Annotated in this window: 16 protein-coding genes; 14 read left to right on the top strand and 2 right to left on the bottom strand. The window is 74.5% G+C overall.

The features are described from left to right. The 3 genes from ABZ573_RS21110 to ABZ573_RS21100 are packed head-to-tail and all read left to right on the top strand — an operon-like array spanning position 1 to position 2524. Positions 1 to 441, top strand: coding sequence for a DUF4188 domain-containing protein (locus ABZ573_RS21110; RefSeq protein ID WP_132239827.1), 441 nt, complete (start codon positions 1 to 3; stop codon positions 439 to 441). Beyond that, positions 438 to 1538, top strand: coding sequence for a hypothetical protein (locus tag ABZ573_RS21105; RefSeq protein WP_358120153.1), 1101 nt, complete (start codon positions 438 to 440; stop codon positions 1536 to 1538). The genes ABZ573_RS21110 and ABZ573_RS21105 overlap by 4 nt, the downstream gene beginning before the upstream one ends. Positions 1539 to 1540: 2 nt before the next feature. Further along, positions 1541 to 2524, top strand: coding sequence for a nitroreductase (locus tag ABZ573_RS21100; RefSeq protein ID WP_358120150.1), 984 nt, complete (start codon positions 1541 to 1543; stop codon positions 2522 to 2524). Between the two features lie 74 nt (positions 2525 to 2598). On the opposite strand, the gene ABZ573_RS21095 is transcribed toward ABZ573_RS21100, so the two are convergent. Further along, positions 2599 to 3888 (bottom strand): MFS transporter, encoded by a 1290-nt coding sequence (locus ABZ573_RS21095; RefSeq protein ID WP_358120147.1) that lies wholly within the window; start codon positions 3886 to 3888, stop codon positions 2599 to 2601. A 210-nt stretch (positions 3889 to 4098) separates the two neighbouring features. On the opposite strand from ABZ573_RS21095, the gene ABZ573_RS21090 reads away from it, so the two are divergent. The 7 genes from ABZ573_RS21090 (at position 4099) to ABZ573_RS21060 (ending at position 11492) form a co-directional block, all read left to right on the top strand. Next, positions 4099 to 7113, top strand: a complete 3015-nt coding sequence (locus ABZ573_RS21090) for an MXAN_6230/SCO0854 family RING domain-containing protein (protein WP_358120144.1) — start codon at positions 4099 to 4101, stop codon at positions 7111 to 7113. Positions 7114 to 7182: 69 nt separating this feature from the next. Then, positions 7183 to 7485 (top strand): hypothetical protein, encoded by a 303-nt coding sequence (locus tag ABZ573_RS21085; protein WP_151452618.1) that lies wholly within the window; start codon positions 7183 to 7185, stop codon positions 7483 to 7485. A 7-nt stretch (positions 7486 to 7492) separates the two neighbouring features. Beyond that, positions 7493 to 9157, top strand: a complete 1665-nt coding sequence (locus ABZ573_RS21080; RefSeq protein WP_358120141.1) for an alpha/beta hydrolase — start codon at positions 7493 to 7495, stop codon at positions 9155 to 9157. Next, the gene (locus tag ABZ573_RS21075) at positions 9154 to 9693 is read left to right on the top strand and encodes a hypothetical protein (protein WP_358120138.1); all 540 of its coding nucleotides are present in this window, start codon (positions 9154 to 9156) and stop codon (positions 9691 to 9693) included. The genes ABZ573_RS21080 and ABZ573_RS21075 overlap by 4 nt, the downstream gene beginning before the upstream one ends. Positions 9694 to 9846: 153 nt before the next feature. After that, positions 9847 to 10452, top strand: a complete 606-nt coding sequence (locus ABZ573_RS21070) for a dihydrofolate reductase family protein (protein WP_151452615.1) — start codon at positions 9847 to 9849, stop codon at positions 10450 to 10452. Next, entirely contained in the window at positions 10449 to 10613 is a 165-nt protein-coding gene (locus ABZ573_RS21065) for a hypothetical protein (RefSeq protein ID WP_192581235.1), read from the top strand. The genes ABZ573_RS21070 and ABZ573_RS21065 overlap by 4 nt, the downstream gene beginning before the upstream one ends. A gap of 72 nt (positions 10614 to 10685) precedes the next feature. Further along, positions 10686 to 11492, top strand: a complete 807-nt coding sequence (locus ABZ573_RS21060) for an ABC transporter permease (protein ID WP_358120134.1) — start codon at positions 10686 to 10688, stop codon at positions 11490 to 11492. Positions 11493 to 11582: 90 nt separating this feature from the next. On the opposite strand, the gene ABZ573_RS21055 is transcribed toward ABZ573_RS21060, so the two are convergent. Further along, on the bottom strand, positions 11583 to 12380 hold the full coding sequence (locus ABZ573_RS21055; protein ID WP_327028506.1) for a siderophore-interacting protein: 798 nt from the start codon (positions 12378 to 12380) through the stop codon (positions 11583 to 11585). Between the two features lie 245 nt (positions 12381 to 12625). Here ABZ573_RS21055 and ABZ573_RS21050 point away from each other — a divergent pair, with 245 nt between their 5' ends. The 4 genes from ABZ573_RS21050 to ABZ573_RS21035 are packed head-to-tail and all read left to right on the top strand — an operon-like array spanning position 12626 to position 16579. Beyond that, positions 12626 to 13654, top strand: a complete 1029-nt coding sequence (locus ABZ573_RS21050) for an iron-siderophore ABC transporter substrate-binding protein (RefSeq protein WP_358120131.1) — start codon at positions 12626 to 12628, stop codon at positions 13652 to 13654. Beyond that, the gene (locus ABZ573_RS21045; RefSeq protein WP_151455830.1) at positions 13651 to 14694 is read left to right on the top strand and encodes an iron ABC transporter permease; all 1044 of its coding nucleotides are present in this window, start codon (positions 13651 to 13653) and stop codon (positions 14692 to 14694) included. Before ABZ573_RS21050 ends, ABZ573_RS21045 begins: the two co-directional genes overlap by 4 nt. Then, complete coding sequence (locus tag ABZ573_RS21040; protein ID WP_358120127.1) at positions 14691 to 15725, top strand: iron chelate uptake ABC transporter family permease subunit; 1035 nt, start codon at positions 14691 to 14693, stop codon at positions 15723 to 15725. Before ABZ573_RS21045 ends, ABZ573_RS21040 begins: the two co-directional genes overlap by 4 nt. Then, complete coding sequence (locus ABZ573_RS21035; RefSeq protein WP_151455832.1) at positions 15722 to 16579, top strand: ABC transporter ATP-binding protein; 858 nt, start codon at positions 15722 to 15724, stop codon at positions 16577 to 16579. Before ABZ573_RS21040 ends, ABZ573_RS21035 begins: the two co-directional genes overlap by 4 nt. The last annotated feature ends 7 nt before the right edge of the window (positions 16580 to 16586 follow it).

Here is a 16586-nt window from a genome sequence, read left to right as displayed (position 1 = left end):
ATGCGTACCCGTGACTTCTCCCGCGCCCCCGCGCGGGCCCAGGCCGGCGCCATGTTCTTCGGCGCCACCCGCTACCGCGGCCCGCTGGCGATCCTGCGGCTCTTTCCGGCCTGGCGCCGGATGGTCCGCGACATGCGCCGCATGTCCGGATACCGCTGGCACCGGGTGTACTGGGAGTTCCCGTTCACCCTCGGCACCGTCGCGTTCTTCACCGACCGCGAGGCACTGATGCGCTTCGCCCGCTCCCGCCACCACCGCAAGCTGATGGTCTGGCTCACCGACGGCGACCGCAACGCCACCGCGGGCTTCATCCGGCTCTTCACCGCCGAACCCGACGGTTACTCCAACGGCCTGTGGCGGGCCGAGTCCACCGAGTTGGGGCACATCGAGACGTTCACTCCGCTGGGCTCGGAGACGGTGGGACCGGCGGTGCGGCGATGACCGCCCCGCGCGGCCTGGAGCGGGTCGTCGACCGGCGCGGCCTGCGCGAGTTCCTGGCGCTCACCGACCGGGTGTACGCCGGCGAGCCGCGCTTCGTGCCGCCCTCGCGCCAGCAGGTGCGACGGTGGTGGCGAGACGGCGTGCCGATGTACGTGCTGCGCGACGGCGGAACCGGTGCGGTCGTCGGGCGCACCACCCTGCACACCGACGCCGTCCTCGACGCCAAGCTCGGCCGGCGGTGTCAGCTCTTCGGGCTCACCGAGTTCACCGAGGCGGCGGCGCGACCGCTGTTCGAGGCGATCGTCGCGGCCGCCCGCGCCGCCGGCGACCGGGACGCGCTCTTCGGGCCGGTGGCGTTGCTGCCCAACCAGGCGGGCGGCGTCATCACCTCCGGGTACGCCGACCGGGGCTTCATCGACAGCGCCTGGAACCCGCCCCGGTACGTGACCGCCTACGAGTCGTACGGGTTCCGCCGGCGGTTCGAGTCGGACACCTGGATCTGCCCGGTCCCCGCCGGCGACGACGAGCCCGGCGCCGACGAACCTGGCACCGACCCCGACGGCGCGGAGCTGCGGGTGCACCGGGGCGACGTCCGGCGCCTCGCCGAGCAGCTCGAACTGCTGCGCGGGATGCTCAACGCGTCCTTCGCCCAGCTCGGCTACTACACCGAGATCTCCGCCGCGCAGCTGCGCCGGCAGACCGACGGGCTCGCGTACCTGCTGGACGAGTCGCTGCTGCTCTACCTGACCAGGGCCGGGCGGCCCGTGGCGTTCGTGCTCTGCGTGCCGGACATCAGCGAGTTCGTCGTCCGGGTCCGGGGCGACCTCAACCTGCTCCACCAGCTCCGGCTGCTGGCGGTCCGCCGCCGGTACCGGCGGGAGGCGGTGCTGATCGTCAAGGGCGTGCTGCCCGAGTACCAGGGGCGCGGATACCAGCGGCTGCTCTCCGCCGCGCTGCGCCGCAACCTGCACGCCGGCGGGTACACCACTCTGCGCAGCACCTACGTCGGCCGCGACAACCCGGCCTCGGCCGCGCAGTACCGGGCGTCGGGCGGCCGGCCGCTGCACGGGTACACCTTCTACGAGAAGGCGCTGTAGAGATGGACCTCGCGGCGTTCCGCGCCCTGGCGCCGCTCTGCTGGCGGGCGCCGAGCGCGCACAACACCCAGCCGTGGCGCCTCGACCATCAGCCCGGGGCGGTCCGGGTCGGCTGGGAGCCGGCGCACACCCTGCCGGCGGCCGATCCGTCCGGCCGGGACCTGCGGCTGTCCCTGGGCGCCTTCGTCGAGACCTGTCTGGTCGTCGCGGCCGACGCCGGGCTCCGGCTGCGCTTCGTCGCCGACCACTGTGCCGCCGACCGTCGGGCAGGCTGGCTGCGGGCGTCCCCGCACCGCTACGACACCCCGTTCGACGCGGCGCAGGTGCTCACCCGCCGCACCCATCGGGGCCGGTTCTCGGCCGGCCCGGACGCCGAGGTACTGGCCGCCGCCGACGCCGTCGCGCGGGCGTCGGGCGGGACGGTCCGGGCCGTACCGGACGCCGGCCGGCTGGCCCGCCTGCTGAGGACCGCCGACCGGCAGACGTACGCGGAACCCGCGGTGGTCGCCGAGCTGCGGTCGTGGCTGCGGCTCACGCCGGCGCACCCGGACTACCACGCCGACGGGCTCACCGACCGGTGCCTGGGCCTGTCCGGGCGCGAGGCGACCGCGTTGCGGGCGGCGCTGGCGGCGTACCCGGTCCTGCGCCCGCTGGGCCTGCCCCGGCTCCTCGCGGCGGCGTCCGGCAACCCGCTCGCACGCGGTGGCGCCGTGATCGTCCTGATCGGACCGCCCGGGACGGACGACGCGACACATGTCGAATTCGGTCGGGTGCTCGCGCGCGTGTGGCTGACCCTGCACGCGGCCGGGCTGGCGGCGCACCCGCTGAGCCAGCTGATCGACACCGCCGCGACCCGCGACGCCCTCGGCTCGCTGCTGGGCGTGGCGCCGGAGCGCCTGCTGCACGTGGCCCGCGTCGGCCGGCCGGTGGGCCCGGCGGCACCCTCGGCGCGCCGGCTCGGCGGCTCCGGGCAGGGCTACCGTTGACCCCCGGCGAGGGTGGCGGCACGGCTGCGTCGGTGCCGCGCGGAAGGCCGGCGTGCGGGTGGTACGTCCCGAGGTCACGACGCCTGGCTGGTCGCGGGCCGCGGGGTCGCCGACGGGCGGGCCATCGGCTCCGAGCCGGCGCGGCGGATCGGGGTGAACAGCCCGCCGACCGCGACCAGGAGGCACCCCGCTCCCGCGACGACGGTGACCGCGGTGACGCCGTAGCGGCCCGCCGCCCAGGTCAGCACGGCGGCGCCGGCCGGGCCGAGCGCGTAGTGCGTGCTCCAGAACGCCGAGGTGACCCGCCCGAGCAGGTGGTCCGGCGTGATCTCCTGGCGCAGCGACATCGAGCAGATCCCGCCCACGCTGACGCCGCACAGGTAGACCGCGGTCAGCACGGTGACACCCCGTACGCTCCCCACGACGCCGATGCCCACGATGGCGAGGCCGCACACCGCGTGCGCGCCGATCCAGGTGATGCCGAAGCCACGCCTGCGGCGCAGCGGCGCCACCAGCAGCGCCCCGACGACCGTGCCCAGGGCCGCCAACCCCAGCACCGTGCCGACCGTGCCGTCGGAGCCGCCGAGGTCGTGCTTGACGTGGTAGACGAGGACGTCGGTGAAGCCGTACGTCAGGAAGATGAAGACCGACAGCAGGATGGTCAGCGAGCGGAGCACGGGCTGCCGCCAGAGGAACCGCGCACCGGCGAGGAACTCGGCCAGCCGGCCCTCGCGCCCCGCCGCGCCGCCGGCCGTCGCACCCTCGTCGGACCGCCGCAGCCGCACCAGCCAGAGGCCGAAGGCCGACAGGGCGAAGCTGGCCGCGTTGATGGCGATGGCCGCCGTGGCGCCGAAGCGGGCCGACACCACGCCGGCGAGCAGCGGCCCGAGCACGGCCGCCGCCGCGTACGTCGCCTGAAGGCGACCGTTGGCCTCGGTGATCCTGGGCCGGTCGACGAGGTTGCGCACCGCCGTCACCGCGGCGACCTGGAACACCATGCCCGCGGCCTCGCAGATCGGCAGCACGACGAAGAGCAGCCAGACCTGCGGGCCACCGAGCCAGGCCAGGGGGATGAGGCCGTAGAGCACCAGCCGGACCAGGTCGGCGGTGATCATCAGTTTGCGCCTGTCGTACCGGTCGACCAGGACGCCGCCGAAGATCCCCGCGCCGACGGCCGCGGCACCGGCCGCGGCCGTGAGCAGGCCCATCTGGGCGACCGACCCGGTCGCGTGGAGCACGAGCAGCGGCACCGCGATGTAGGCGAACGAGTCGCCGGCGGCGGAGAGCGACTGCGCGGCCCAGTAGGCGCCGAAGTTGCGATCGCGCCACAGGGGACGCGGAACCGGATCGGTGCGTCGGCTCATACCGGCGAGGGTAATCCGATCCGTCCTGCGGGCGTTGTCCCTGGCGAGCCAGCCGGGCGTGTGCTGGCCGCGAACCGGGGTGAGGATGGCCGTGGCTGCCCGTATGATCCTCCCCGCGGTGGGCGGCTCCCCGCGGTGCTTCCTTCTCACCCTGTCCTGGCAACTAGCGTCGCGACTCTCCGCCCACCGCTTCGCACGGGAGGCGCGAGCATGGATCCGCTGGCTGTGGTGCTGCTGCGACGCACCGGCCGGGTCGCGGTGGTGGGCACGGGCGCCGCCCCTGCGGACGGTGTCGCCTGGGTGGCCGCGCTGGAGGCCGATCTGGCCGGTCGTGGCTGGCTGCTCCGGGACGACCTGCGCACGGCGGCGGCCCGGCTGCCGGCGGCGGTGCGGGTCCGGTGGGCCGACTGGCTGCTGGCGACCGTCGACGAGATGGTCGGCGCGGACCGCCCGATGCTGCCGCTCTACCGTTCGTTCCCCGACACCCCGCGCGACGTCGAGGCGGTCTACGTACGGCGGCTGCTGACCCACCTGTTCGCCGTGCCCGGCGCGCCCTGCGTGCTGTGCGGCCGCGAGGACGGTGGCGCGCCGCTGGATCCGTGCGGCCATCCCGTCTGCCCGGCGTGCTTCCCGCCGGAGCAGGTCACCGCGTGCCCGATCTGCGGCCGCCGGCTGGCGGCGGACGACACCTACCTTGCCATCGTCGCGCCCTCGGCCCCGACGCGACGCCCGCCGCGGCGAGCCGGTGCGTCGGCCGGGGACGCCGGCGAGCACCCCGTCCCGGCCGCGCCGCCGCTGCCGATGCGCCTCGCCGGGCTCGAGACCGACCCGGTCGGCGCCGCGGTCCGGCTCCGGGACGAGCTGGTCGCCCGGCCCGCCGCGCTGAGCGAGTCCGACCGGGCCGACCTCGGGGTGCTGGTGGACGCCACCGCGCCGGGCCGCCTCGACTGGTTGCCCGAGGTGGTGCCCGCGCGGGAGACCCTCGCGCTGGTCGTCGCCCGGGCGCTGCACGCCGCGACGGGCACCCCCGGCTACCGCGACGTGGTCGCCGCGGCCCGGCGGCGGTGGTCGACCGCGACGGACGTGGCGCGAACCCTGTGGGCGTACTCGGGTGGGGACCCGGGGCTGGTCCTGCCACGGCGCGACGACGAGTCCGCGGCTCCGGGCGTGGCCTGGCGTCCGGTCCACGAGCCCGCCGTCGTCGTGCCGGTCACCCGGGTGCGGGCCCTGCCCCGGCCGCTGCGGCGTGCGGCTCTCGCTCATCTCGACGCCTGCGGCGCCGGGGGCGCGGCGGAGGATCTGCGGCGGCATCCGGCCGTCTGGAAGCGCCTGGGCGAGCGGCTGCACCCGTACGAGAACGTGGCCGCGCACCCGGCGGCGGCCGTCGCCTTCGCCGCGCTGCGCGGCACCCGCGCGGCCCGCGCCGGTGTCCTCGGCGCGGCCATCGTGGCGGCCTGCGCCCGCGAACCCCGGCGGCTCGTGCCGACCGGGCACCCCGACGGCACGGTCACGGTCCGCGTGCGGACCCACGCGTCCCTGGTGGAGAAGGCCCTGACCGGCGACGACGCGGCGGAGGCCGCCCGCCTGCTCACCGAACGTCCGGGCGAGCTGTGGCGCCGGCTCGACCACCTGCTGCGGGTCGCCGGCGACGATCTGGCGGCGTACGCGGCCGTCGAGGCAGCCATGCGCCGGACCGTGGCCCGGGTGGCACCCGGCGTGCTCGCCGCGGCGGCGGCTCAACTGACCGGCCGCGACAAGACGGTACGGGCGACGGCCGTCGAGCTGGCGGCGACCGCGCGGGCGCGGGCGGCGGCGCGGTCCCGCCGCTCCGAGCAGGCGGGTGCCGCCCCGGTGCTCACCGTCGGCCTGGGCGACGTCCTGCGCGCCGTCGCGCGGGGCGTGCGCGGTGCCGGCCCCGCCTTCCTGCGGGGGGCGCTCCGGCCGGGCGGCGAGGCATCCCCTCCCGCCGAGGCGCCGCCCGGAGGCGGCACCGTCGAGGAGCCCGACACCGTCGAGGAGCCCGACACCGTCGAGGAGTCCGGGATCGTCGGTGGCCGTCCCGGTCCCGGTATGCCCCGGCGGGTGTTCCATCCCCGCGGCAGCGTCGTGACCACCTGGACGGAGCCCGAGCGCCGCCCGCCGGTGCCGGCGCCGGCGATCACCGCGGTACGCGAACTGGTCGACGCCGAGTTGACCGCCCGCGCCGCCCGGCTCGGCCGGTTCGACGTGGCCGTCCTCGACGCCGCCCTGGCCGAGGTGCCCGCGCCGACGCGGGAGCGGGCCGCCTCGGCGCAGCTGGCGGGGTGGCCCCGGGGCAGTGTGCGGGCCCTGCCCGGCGCGCAGGTGTTGCGGTTCTTCCTGCACTGGGAGGACCCGGGCGCCACGCGGGTCGACCTCGACCTGTCCTGCGTGTTCTTCGACCGGGACTGGCAGCGGGTGGGCCACTGCGACTTCACCCGGTTGCGTTTCGCCGGCGACGGCGCGATCCACTCCGGCGACCTCACCTCCGCCCCGGCTCCGCTCGGGGCCACCGAGTTCCTCGACCTCCACCTGGCCCGTCTCGCCGAGCGCGGCGTGCAGTACGCGGTGCCGACCGTCCTCAGTTACAACGCCGTGCCGTTCGAGGCCCTCACGGAGGCGCTCGCCGGCGTCATGCTGCCCCTCAACAGGGGCGAGCAGTTCGACGGGGCCCGCGTCGCGCAGCGGTTCGACCTGCGCGGCAACGCCCGGATGCTGCTGCCGATGGTCGTGGACCTGCGTTCCCGGCGGTTGCTCTGGACCGACCTGACCCTGACCGGCCGTGGCTACGGCCACAGCGTCGACCGCCACGGTGACCAGCTCGCCCGGGCGGCCGCCGACCAGTGGGAGCACTTCCTGGGCGGCCACCACACCACGGTCCTCGACCTGCTGGCGTGGCACGCGGTCGGGCGCGCCGACCGGATCCTGGTCGGCCACGCGGACCGCACCTACATCGAGGTGCCGGCCGACGTGTCCGCCGTCCGCGCGGCGGCGTCGATGGACACCGGCGGGATCCGCGTACCGCCCGACCTGGCCGGCCGCACGGTCCTGGCCGGCGCCGCCGACCCCGACGCCCTCGACCGCCTGGTTCCCGCGCCCGCCCCGGTCGCGCCGGGCTCGACGGTGGTGACGGTGACCGGCACGCCCGGTCGCCCGTGGACGGTGCTGCGCGCCAGCGACGTGCTCGCCGGGCTGGGCACCGGCTGAGTCGACCGATCCGCGCGGCGCGTGGGGCGGGTAGGTAGGCTCGCATCGATCTTCGCGGGAGGCCAGTCAGTGATCGAACTTAACGTCGAGCCGGAGTTGCTGGAGAAGGCGTCGCGGATGTGCGACGACCTGCGGGACGACCTGCGGCGCGGTGTGTCCGACGTCGGAGACGAGACGCGGGCCGCGGTCGCCGGGCTGCCCGGCTGGCAGACCCGGGCGGCGCTGGAGCAGCTGCGCTGGTCGTGGTCGGACGACCTGGCCGGGTTGGACCGCTACCTGTCCCAGGTCGGCGACGCTCTGCAGGGCTGCGCGATGGACTACCGCTACAGCGACGAGGCCAGCGCCGCCCGTTTCGACATCCCCGAGCGGTGACCGCACGGTGGTGACGTACGCGGACCTGCGCGAGGCGCGCGTCGCCCCGCTGCGGGACGTCGCGCAGGCCTGGACGGACCTGTCGCGGGCCTGCGCGGAGCTGGAGGCGCGGTGTGGGGCCGAGCTGACCGGGCCGCTGCGCTCCTCGGGCTGGCAGGGACCGGCCGCCAGCGCCGCGATGGGCCGGCTCAGCGAGCTCGACGACGAGTTCGAGGTCGCGAGCCTGCAGACGCGGACCGCCGCGAGCGTGTTGCGGGAAGCGGCGGAGGAGTTCGGCGACCTGCAGCGGCGGTTGGAGTCGGCCGTCGGCGCCGCCCGATCCCTCGGACTGACCGTGGACGAGGCCGGGCGGGTGTCCGCGCCGGCGATGGCGGCAGGGGACAGGCACGACCCGGACGCGGAGACGATCCACCGTCGGCATGTCCAGAACGCCGCGATCCACACCGAGCTCATCACGCGCATCGTCACCGAGGCCACCGAGGCCGACAGCCGGATCGCCCGCGCCCTGACCCAGCTGAAGGCCGGCGCGCCGGGGCAGTTCGCCTGGGAGTACGACCGGGCCAACGACGGCGCCCTCGCCGCCGCCGTGGCGCTTCAGCTCAGCGAGGAGAGCATCCCGGCGCCGGGCAGCAGCCCCGCCGACGTGCACGCCTGGTGGAGCGGCCTGTCCGACGACGAGCGGCAGGTCTACCTCACCGCCTACCCGGAGCGGATCGGCGCACTCGACGGGCTGCCCGCCACGGACCGCGACGCGGCGAACCAACTGGCGCTGCGTACGTTCGTCGGTGACGACGTGGGCCAGCACCGCGACCGGGACGACCCGCGGCACGCCGCCGCGCTCATGCTGCTGGACAAGCTGGAAGGCGCGGAGAACGCGGCTCCGCACGAACGGCTCTACCTGCTCTCGTTCGATCCGGCGGGCGACGGGAAGGCGGCGGTCGCGATCGGCAACCCGGACACCGCCGCCCACACCGCGGTCCTCGTACCCGGCGTCGGCACCGAACTCGACGACATCCGTGGCCTGATCGGGCGGGCCGACGACCTGCGGGAGGCCTCGGTCGAGCTTGCCCCCGCCGGCGCCGACGTCTCCGTCGTGGCCTGGCTCGGCTACGACACCCCGTCGGTGAACCTCGACATCGTCAGCGCCGTGTTCGGGGCCAAGTCCGAGGCCGGGGCCCGCGCGCTCGACGGCTTCGTCGACGGACTGCGCGCCTCCCACGACGACAGTCCCTCCCACCTCACCGCCATCGGTCACAGCTACGGGTCGACCGTCCTCGGCGAGGCGGCCAGCACCGGCGACGGCCTCGCCGCGGACGACCTGATCGCCGTCGGCAGTCCCGGCATGCGCGTCGAGAACGCCGGCGAGTTCAACATCGACCCGAGACACGTGTGGGCCGGTGCCGCCGCCGACGACACCGTCGTCGCGCGACCGGAGGAGACGATCGGCTGGCTCGACGGCGTACCCGTCGTCGGGGAATGGTTGGTCGACGGTCTCGTCGGCATCCACGGCCCCGCCCCGCACGACCCGGAGTTCGGCGGCAACGTCCTGCACGTCGACACCTCCGGCCACAGCGGATACTGGGCGCAGAACAGTCAGATGCTGCGCTCCCAGGCGGCCGTCATCGTGGGCGACTACGAGGCAGCCGCCCTCGACCACGGCAAGGCCCCATGACCTCGCGTCACCGCCCGCCCCGGTGGCGCGCCGTGGCGGTGGTGGCCGTGCTGGTGCCCGCCACCGCCTGCGCGGGCGGGGAACCCGGCTCGTCGTCAGGAAAGGACGATTCGTTGCAGACCAAGGCCGCCGCCGAGGTGAGCACCCTGGCCGAGGCTCGCGCCCGGGCCGTCGCCACCACCGCCGGCGTCGCGCTCGACGCCTGGCGGACCAACACCTCGCCCTGCCAGGGCCAGCGGGGCGAGATCGCCGACGACGGACGGTGGACGTTGAGCGGCTTCGCCGGACTCCCGGTCCCGCCCGCCGACCAGATCGCCACGCTGGGGCGCATCCGCGACATGTGGCGGCAGCAGGGCTACGAGATCACCGAGGACCGCACCTTCGCCGACGGCACCCGGGGCGCCGTGTCGATGCGTGACCCCGACACCGGAATCACGATCAGCCTCACCACCACCGCGAGCCGGGACCGCGTCGCCCTGATCCTGGCGAGCGACTGCTACCGGCCTGCGGCCGGCGAGGACCCCGCCAACGCCTAGGTCACCGGCTCGTCAGCCGTGCCGAACCGGGCGTTGAAGCCCGGGCCGCGCCTGCGCATGATGGTGATCATCAGAACGGCGCCGTACGCCCACCCGGCACGGGCGGTACGCCGTCGTCCACCGCCTGAGCTTCCCGAACAGAAGGAAACAACCGTGCGCAAGCTCGTGTACTACATCGCCGTCACCCTGGACGGCTTCATCGCCGGCCCCGACGGCGCGGACCCCACCGGCCCCGGCGGATTCTGGCCGATCCCGGACGACTACCTGCAACACCTCGTCGCCGAGTATCCGGAGACGCTGCCGGGCCCGGCCCGGGAGGCGTTCGGCATCACCGGCGAGGGCGCCCGGTTCGACACCGTCCTGGAGGGGCGTCACTCCTACGAGCTGGGGCTGAAGGCCGGCCTCACCGACGCCTACCCGCACCTGCGCCACCTGGTGTTCTCTCGCACGATGGGGCAGAGCCCGGACCCGGCCGTCGAGGTCCTGTCCGCGGACCCGGTCGCCACCGTACGCGAGCTCAAGCGGCACGACGGCCGGGATGTCTGGGTGATCGGCGGCGGCGCCCTGGCCGGCGCCCTCTATCCCGAGATCGACCGCCTCGTGGTCAAGCTGGCCCCGTTGACCATCGGCGCCGGCATCCCGCTGTTCGGCCGCGGCGCCGTCTTCGAGCCGCGCACCTGGGAGCTGACGGACCATGTCGTCCTCGGCAGCGGCGCGCTCTTCCTGACCTACGACCGCACCGGTCGGGCGGACGCGTGACCGCCCCCGGTACGGCCACCGAGGGCACCCGCATCCCGGCCGACGAGGCCGTCCCGCGCCTCCGTGCGGCCACCGACCTGGGCGACCTGCCCATGGCGGACGCCTTCGTCAGGGCCGGCTACGTCAACGTCGAGCGCGCCATGGACATGTTCTGGAACTGATCCCCTGGGCGGTCGGCGCACGCGGCCCGGCGTCGTGCGCGCTGGCCGTCGGGGTGGCGGGAGACTGACCGCATGCCCTCGACGATGTTGGTGGTCGGCCCGAAGCTCGGCGTCGCGTTGGTGGTGTTGACCCTCGTGGCGGCGGCCGTCGTGACCGTGGGGAAGTTGGGCCACGGTCGGCAGGTGATGGTCGCCGCCGTCCGTGCCGCGGTCCAGTTGGGTGCGGTGTCGTTGCTGATCGCGGCCATCGTGGCGTCGCTCTGGGCCACGGCCGCGTTCGTGGCCCTGATGTGCGCCGTGGCGGCGGCCACCTCCGGCCGGCGCGTCACGGGCGGCAGGCGGGGGTGGTGGGCCGGCGCTCCGATCGTCGCGGGAAGCATGCTGGTGGTGCTGGGGCTGCTGCTGTCGGGCCTGGTGCCGCTGCGGGGCATCGCGATCGTTCCGGTGGCGGGGATCCTGATCGGCGGGGCGATGACCGCCACCTCGCTGGCCGGCCGTCGGGCACTGGACGAGCTGACCGGCCGGCGCGGCGAGGTGGAGGCCGCCCTGGCCCTGGGCCTGCTGCCACGCGAGGCGGTGTTGCTGGTGTGCCGCCCGGCGGCCGGGCAGGCGCTGGTCCCCGCACTGGACCAGACCCGGACGGTGGGCCTGGTGACCCTGCCGGGCGCGTTCGTCGGGGTGCTGCTCGGTGGAGCGAGCCCCCTGGCCGCCGGGGTGACGCAGCTGGTCGTGCTCGTCGGGCTCCTCGCGGTCGAGGCCGTCGCCGTCGTCCTCACCGTCGAACTGGTCGCCCGCGGCCTGCTGCGACCCGCGCGGCGCGAGCACCACCGCACCGACGCGTCAACCCGGTCGCGGCCAGCGGACCCCGGCCCGCCCTGACCGTGGGGCGGGCCCCGGGCGCGTACGCAGGAGGCTGCCCCGCGCGCGGCGGCTCCGGGTGCCCCGGCGGGCACACCGGCCGGCGGGCGCTCAGTGCGGGGCGAGCTTCCAGTAGCCGCCGAAGTATACGCGCTCCTTGGCGATGCCGCGTTCGGTGCACAGGTGCCGACGGACGGTCGTGACCATGGCGGACTCGCCCGCGACGAAGGCGTACGGCGTGCCGGCCGGGAACGCCAGGTCCCGCAGCGTGCGGATCACCACGTCGCTGCCGCCCGCCGGTGTGCCGCCCCGGTGCAGCCAGGTCAGCGTGACCCCGGCCGGCGTGCGCACCCCGATCTCGTGTTCCGCGGAACCCACCTCGATCAGCGCGATCGCCCGCGCGTCCGGCGGCAGCGCCTCGACAGCCGCGGTGATCGCCGGCATGGCCGTCTCGTCGCCGACGAGCAGCTGCCAGTCGGTGTCGGCGGGCGGGGCGTACGCGGCGCCGTCACTGAGCACGCCGATCCGGTCGCCGGGCGCGGCTCTGCGCGCCCAGGCGGAGGCCGGCCCGCCGTCGCCGTGCAGCACGAAGTCGATGTCCAGCTCGCGCCGCCCGGCGTCCAGGCGCCGGACGGTGTAGTTGCGGACCACCGGTCGCTGCTCCGCCGGCATGGCCTGCAGGGCGGGCCACCACTGCGGCGAGCCCGGCAGGTGCAGTTCGGCGCCGGGTGCGGGGGCGAGGAAGATCCGTGCCAGCTGGTCGGGCCCGTCGTAGCCGAAGCGATCGAGCTCGGCGCCGGTCAGGGTGATGCGCCGCAGGTGAGGTGTGAGCGGCCGGTTGGCGACGACCTCGGCGAGCATCGGGCGCCTGATCACCCCGGCTTCGACCGCAATGGTGCCGACGGTCATGACGTCGCTCCTTCGTGGATCGCGAGCCATCTCCTGACTCTGAAGTTAGGTTAGCCTGTCCTGGGTTGGCCGAAATCCCGCCCCCGGTCGGTCGCGCGGCGCGGCGCGGCGCGGACTGTGCCGCCTCCGTAACCGCAGGTGGAACGGCATGCGGGGGCCCTTCATGGCGACCCCGCCGTAGATCAGGACAGCCTTGGAGCGTGTGTTAGGTTAGCCTCCCCTTACCAGCATTGAGGTGTACTTTCATGCGCTCAAACCGCCTCCTCGCCGGGGTCGTCGCCCTGGCCGCCACGTTGGCGCTCACCGCGTGCGGCGGTTCGTCGAAGGCCGACGACGCCTCGACCGACGGCAGCTCCGCGGCGTTCCCCGTCACGATCACGCACGCGCTCGGCACGACGACGATCAAGGAGAAGCCGACGCGGGTCGCGACAGTGGCCTGGGCGAACCACGAGGTTCCGCTGGCCCTCGGCATCGTTCCCGTGGGAATGGCGAAGGCCAACTTCGGCGACGACGACAACGACGGCGTCCTGCCGTGGGTCGCCGAAAAGCTCAAGTCGCTGGGCGGGACAGCCCCGGTGCTCTTCGACGAGAACGACGGCATCAACTTCGAGGCGGTCGCGGACACCAAGCCCGACGTCATCCTCGCCGCGTACTCGGGTCTGACCCAGCAGGACTACGACACCCTGAGCAAGATCGCCCCGGTGGTCGCGTACCCGAAGGCGCCCTGGGCCACGGCGTGGCGCGACACGATCAAGCTGGAGAGCCAGGCCCTCGGCCTGACCAAGGAGGGCGACGCGCTGATCGCCGACATCGAGAAGCAGATGGCCGACGCCGCCGGGAAGCACCCGCAACTGGCAGGGAAGTCGGCGATGTTCATGACGCACGTCGACCCGACCGACCTCAGCAAGATCGGCTTCTACACGACGCACGACACCCGGGCCCAGTTCTTCGCGGACCTCGGGATGAAGGCGCCGGCAAGCATCGCCGGGCTCTCCGCCGGCACCGACAAGTTCACGCTCGACCAGAGTGCCGAGCAGATCCAGGTCTTCGACGACGTGGACGTCATCGTCGCCTACGGAGACGAGAAGCTGCTCGCCGCCGCGCAGGCCGACCCGCTGCTGTCGAAGATCCCCGCCATCAAGCGCGGCTCGGTCGTGATGCTCTCCGGCAGCACGCCGCTGGGCACCGCGGCGAACCCGACCCCGCTGGCCATCCCGTTCGTGCTGAACGACTACGTCGCGATGCTCGCCAAGGCCGCCGACAAGGTGTCATGACCACGCTCGACTCGCGCGCCCTGCCGGACGTCGCCGTGGTGCGGCGTCCGGCCCGGGTACGGCTGCTGTGGTTCCTCGTCGCGGCCGCGGTGCTGCTGGCGGTCATGGTGGCGTCGGTCGCGCTGGGCTCCCGCACCGTCGGATGGTCCGACATCCTCGCCGCGTTGCAGGGCGCGGACGGCACCATGGAGCAGGCCGCCGTCACCAAGCGGATCCCGCGGACCCTGCTCGCCGTGGTCGTCGGCGCGGCCCTCGGCCTGTCCGGGGCGGTCATGCAGGGCGTGACCCGCAACCCGCTGGCCGACCCCGGCATCCTGGGCGTGAACATGGGGGCGTCGCTCGCCGTGGTCACCGCGATGGTCACCTTCGGCCTCTCCTCGGCGACCGGCTACCTCTGGGCGGCGATCCTCGGCGCCGGCCTCGCGGCCGTCTTCGTGTACGCCGTCGGCTCCCTGGGGCGCGGTGGCCCGACGCCACTCAAGCTCGCCCTCGCCGGTGCCGCCACGTCCGCCGCGCTCGCGTCGCTGATCAGCGCCTTCGTGCTGCCCCGCAACGACGTGGCCGGCGGCTTCCGTTCGTGGCAGATCGGCGGGGTCGGCGGTGCGACCTACGACAGCATCCGGCAGGCACTGCCGTTCCTCGCCGTGGGTTTCGCGATCTGCCTCCTGTCGGCCCGGGCCCTGAACTCGCTCGCGCTCGGCGACGAACTCGCGGCGGGACTCGGCGAACGGGTGGCCGTCGTGCGGGCCGTCGCGGCGATCGGTGCCGTGCTGCTCTGCGGCGCCGCCACGGCGGTCGCCGGACCCATCGGGTTCGTCGGCCTGGTCGTCCCGCACGTGTGCCGCCTGCTGGTCGGGCTCGACCACCGGTGGCTGCTGCCGTACTCCGCGCTCCTCGGCGCGTCGTTGCTGACCGCCGCGGACGTCGTCGGCCGGGTGGTGGCGCGCCCGGCGGAGATCGACGTGGGCATCGTGACGGCGCTGATCGGCGCCCCCTTCTTCATCTACATCGTCCGCCGGCAGAAAGTGCGCGAGCTGTGAGCACCACGACTCTCGAGGCGGTCACCCACGGCCGGGTCCGCCGTACGTTCCGGCGACGCGGCGTGCTCGTCGTGCTGGCTGCCCTCGTCGTCGCCGCGTTCGCCGTCTCGCTGATGGTGGGGCGCACCTTCTACCCGCCGGCGGACGTGCTGGCGGTGATCGCCGGCGAGGACGTCCCCGGGGCCTCCTTCACGGTGGGCACGCTCCGCCTGCCCCGGGCGGTCCTCGCGATCCTGGCCGGGGCCTGCTTCGGGCTCGGCGGCGTCACCTTCCAGACGATGCTGCGCAACCCGCTGGCCAGCCCCGACATCATCGGCATCAGTTCCGGAGCGAGCGCCGCGGCCGCCTTCGCGATCGTGACGCTGCACCTCGGGGAGGCGGGGGTGTCCGCCTTCGCGATCGTCGTCGGCTTGGCGGTGGCGCTGGTCGTCTACACGCTGTCGTTCAGGGACGGCGTCGCGGGAACCCGCCTCGTCCTGATCGGCATCGGCATCGCCGCGATGCTCGACAGCATCACCGCGTACGTCCTGACCCAGGCCGCCGAATGGGACCTGCAGGAGGCGATGCGCTGGCTGACCGGCAGCCTCAACGGCGCCACCTGGGCGGAGACCGTCCCGGTGGCGGTCGCTGTGGCCGTCCTGGCACCGGTGCTGCTGGGTCAGGCCCGCAACCTCTCCATGATGCAGTTGGGCGACGACACCGCGGCGGCGCTCGGCGTACGCCTGGAGCGCACCCGGATCCTGGTCATCGTCGCGGCCGTCGGTCTCATCGCCTTCGCCACGGCGGCGACCGGGCCGATCGCATTCGTCGCCTTCCTCTCCGGGCCGATCGCCGCCCGGATCGTCGGCCCGGCCGGCTCGCTGCTGCTGCCCTCCGCCCTCGTCGGCGCCCTGCTGGTGCTCGTCGCGGACTTCGCCGGTCAGTTCGCCTTCGACACACGCTTCCCCGTGGGCGTCGTCACCGGCGTGCTCGGCGCCCCCTACCTCATCTACCTGCTCATCCGTACGAACCGCGCGGGAGGCACGCTGTGACCACCACCCACACGCTCGCGGTCGAGAGCCTGACGCTCGGCTACGCCGACCGCGTCGTCATCGACTCGCTCGACCTCCTCGTGCCGCCCGGGAAGATCACGGCGATCGTCGGCGCGAACGCGTGCGGCAAGTCGACCCTGCTGCGGTCGATGTCGCGCCTGCTGGCGCCCCGCGCCGGCCACGTCCTGCTCGACGGTGAGCAGGTGCACCGGCTGCCGGCCAGGCAACTGGCCCGTACCCTCGGCCTGCTTCCCCAGTCGCCGACGGCGCCCGAGGGGATCACCGTGGCCGACCTCGTCGGTCGTGGCCGCAACCCGCACCAGCGCGTGTTCTCGCGCTGGAGCCGGGAGGACGACGCCGCCGTGGCGGCGGCCCTGGACGCGACGCAGACGGCGGACCTCGCCGACCGCCCGGTCGACGAGCTCTCCGGCGGCCAGCGGCAACGGGTCTGGATCGCGATGGCCCTGGCCCAGCAGACGGACCTGTTGCTGCTCGACGAACCGACGACGTTCCTCGACGTCAGCCACCAGGTCGAGGTCCTCGACCTGCTCACGGACCTCAACCTGACGCGCGGCACGACCATCGTCATGGTGCTGCACGACCTCAACCTCGCCGCCCGGTACGCGGACCACCTCATCGCGCTGGCCGCCGGCAGGCTGCACGCCGCAGGAGAGCCGGCGCGGGTCCTGACGCAGGAGTGCGTCCGCGCGGTGTTCGGCCTCGAAAGCCAGGTGATCGTCGATCCGACGTCGCAGAAGCCGCTGATGCTGCCGATCGGCCGCCACCACGTGACGACCAGCCCGGGCCCCGGCGCGCCTGACGGTCGCCGAGCCCCCGTTCACCGGAGCCATTAGGTGAGGC

Origin of the sequence: Micromonospora sp. NPDC007220, assembly GCF_040634035.1 — a bacterium.
In the GTDB taxonomy this organism is placed as follows: domain Bacteria; phylum Actinomycetota; class Actinomycetes; order Mycobacteriales; family Micromonosporaceae; genus Micromonospora; species Micromonospora reichwaldensis.
Note: the sequence above shows the minus strand (reverse complement) of the source record. Positions and strands in the feature narration are given on the sequence as shown.

What these genes read in the sequence shown, in the direction of transcription:
- ABZ573_RS21110 (WP_132239827.1), top strand. Translation starts at nt 1, where the DNA reads ATGCGTACCCGTGACTTCTCCCGCGCCCCCGCGCGGGCCCAGGCCGGC.
- ABZ573_RS21105 (WP_358120153.1), top strand. Translation starts at nt 438, where the DNA reads ATGACCGCCCCGCGCGGCCTGGAGCGGGTCGTCGACCGGCGCGGCCTG.
- ABZ573_RS21100 (WP_358120150.1), top strand. Translation starts at nt 1,541, where the DNA reads ATGGACCTCGCGGCGTTCCGCGCCCTGGCGCCGCTCTGCTGGCGGGCG.
- ABZ573_RS21095 (WP_358120147.1), bottom strand. Translation starts at nt 3,888, where the DNA reads ATGAGCCGACGCACCGATCCGGTTCCGCGTCCCCTGTGGCGCGATCGC.
- ABZ573_RS21090 (WP_358120144.1), top strand. Translation starts at nt 4,099, where the DNA reads ATGGATCCGCTGGCTGTGGTGCTGCTGCGACGCACCGGCCGGGTCGCG.
- ABZ573_RS21075 (WP_358120138.1), top strand. Translation starts at nt 9,154, where the DNA reads ATGACCTCGCGTCACCGCCCGCCCCGGTGGCGCGCCGTGGCGGTGGTG.
- ABZ573_RS21060 (WP_358120134.1), top strand. Translation starts at nt 10,686, where the DNA reads ATGCCCTCGACGATGTTGGTGGTCGGCCCGAAGCTCGGCGTCGCGTTG.
- ABZ573_RS21055 (WP_327028506.1), bottom strand. Translation starts at nt 12,380, where the DNA reads ATGACCGTCGGCACCATTGCGGTCGAAGCCGGGGTGATCAGGCGCCCG.
- ABZ573_RS21050 (WP_358120131.1), top strand. Translation starts at nt 12,626, where the DNA reads ATGCGCTCAAACCGCCTCCTCGCCGGGGTCGTCGCCCTGGCCGCCACG.
- ABZ573_RS21045 (WP_151455830.1), top strand. Translation starts at nt 13,651, where the DNA reads ATGACCACGCTCGACTCGCGCGCCCTGCCGGACGTCGCCGTGGTGCGG.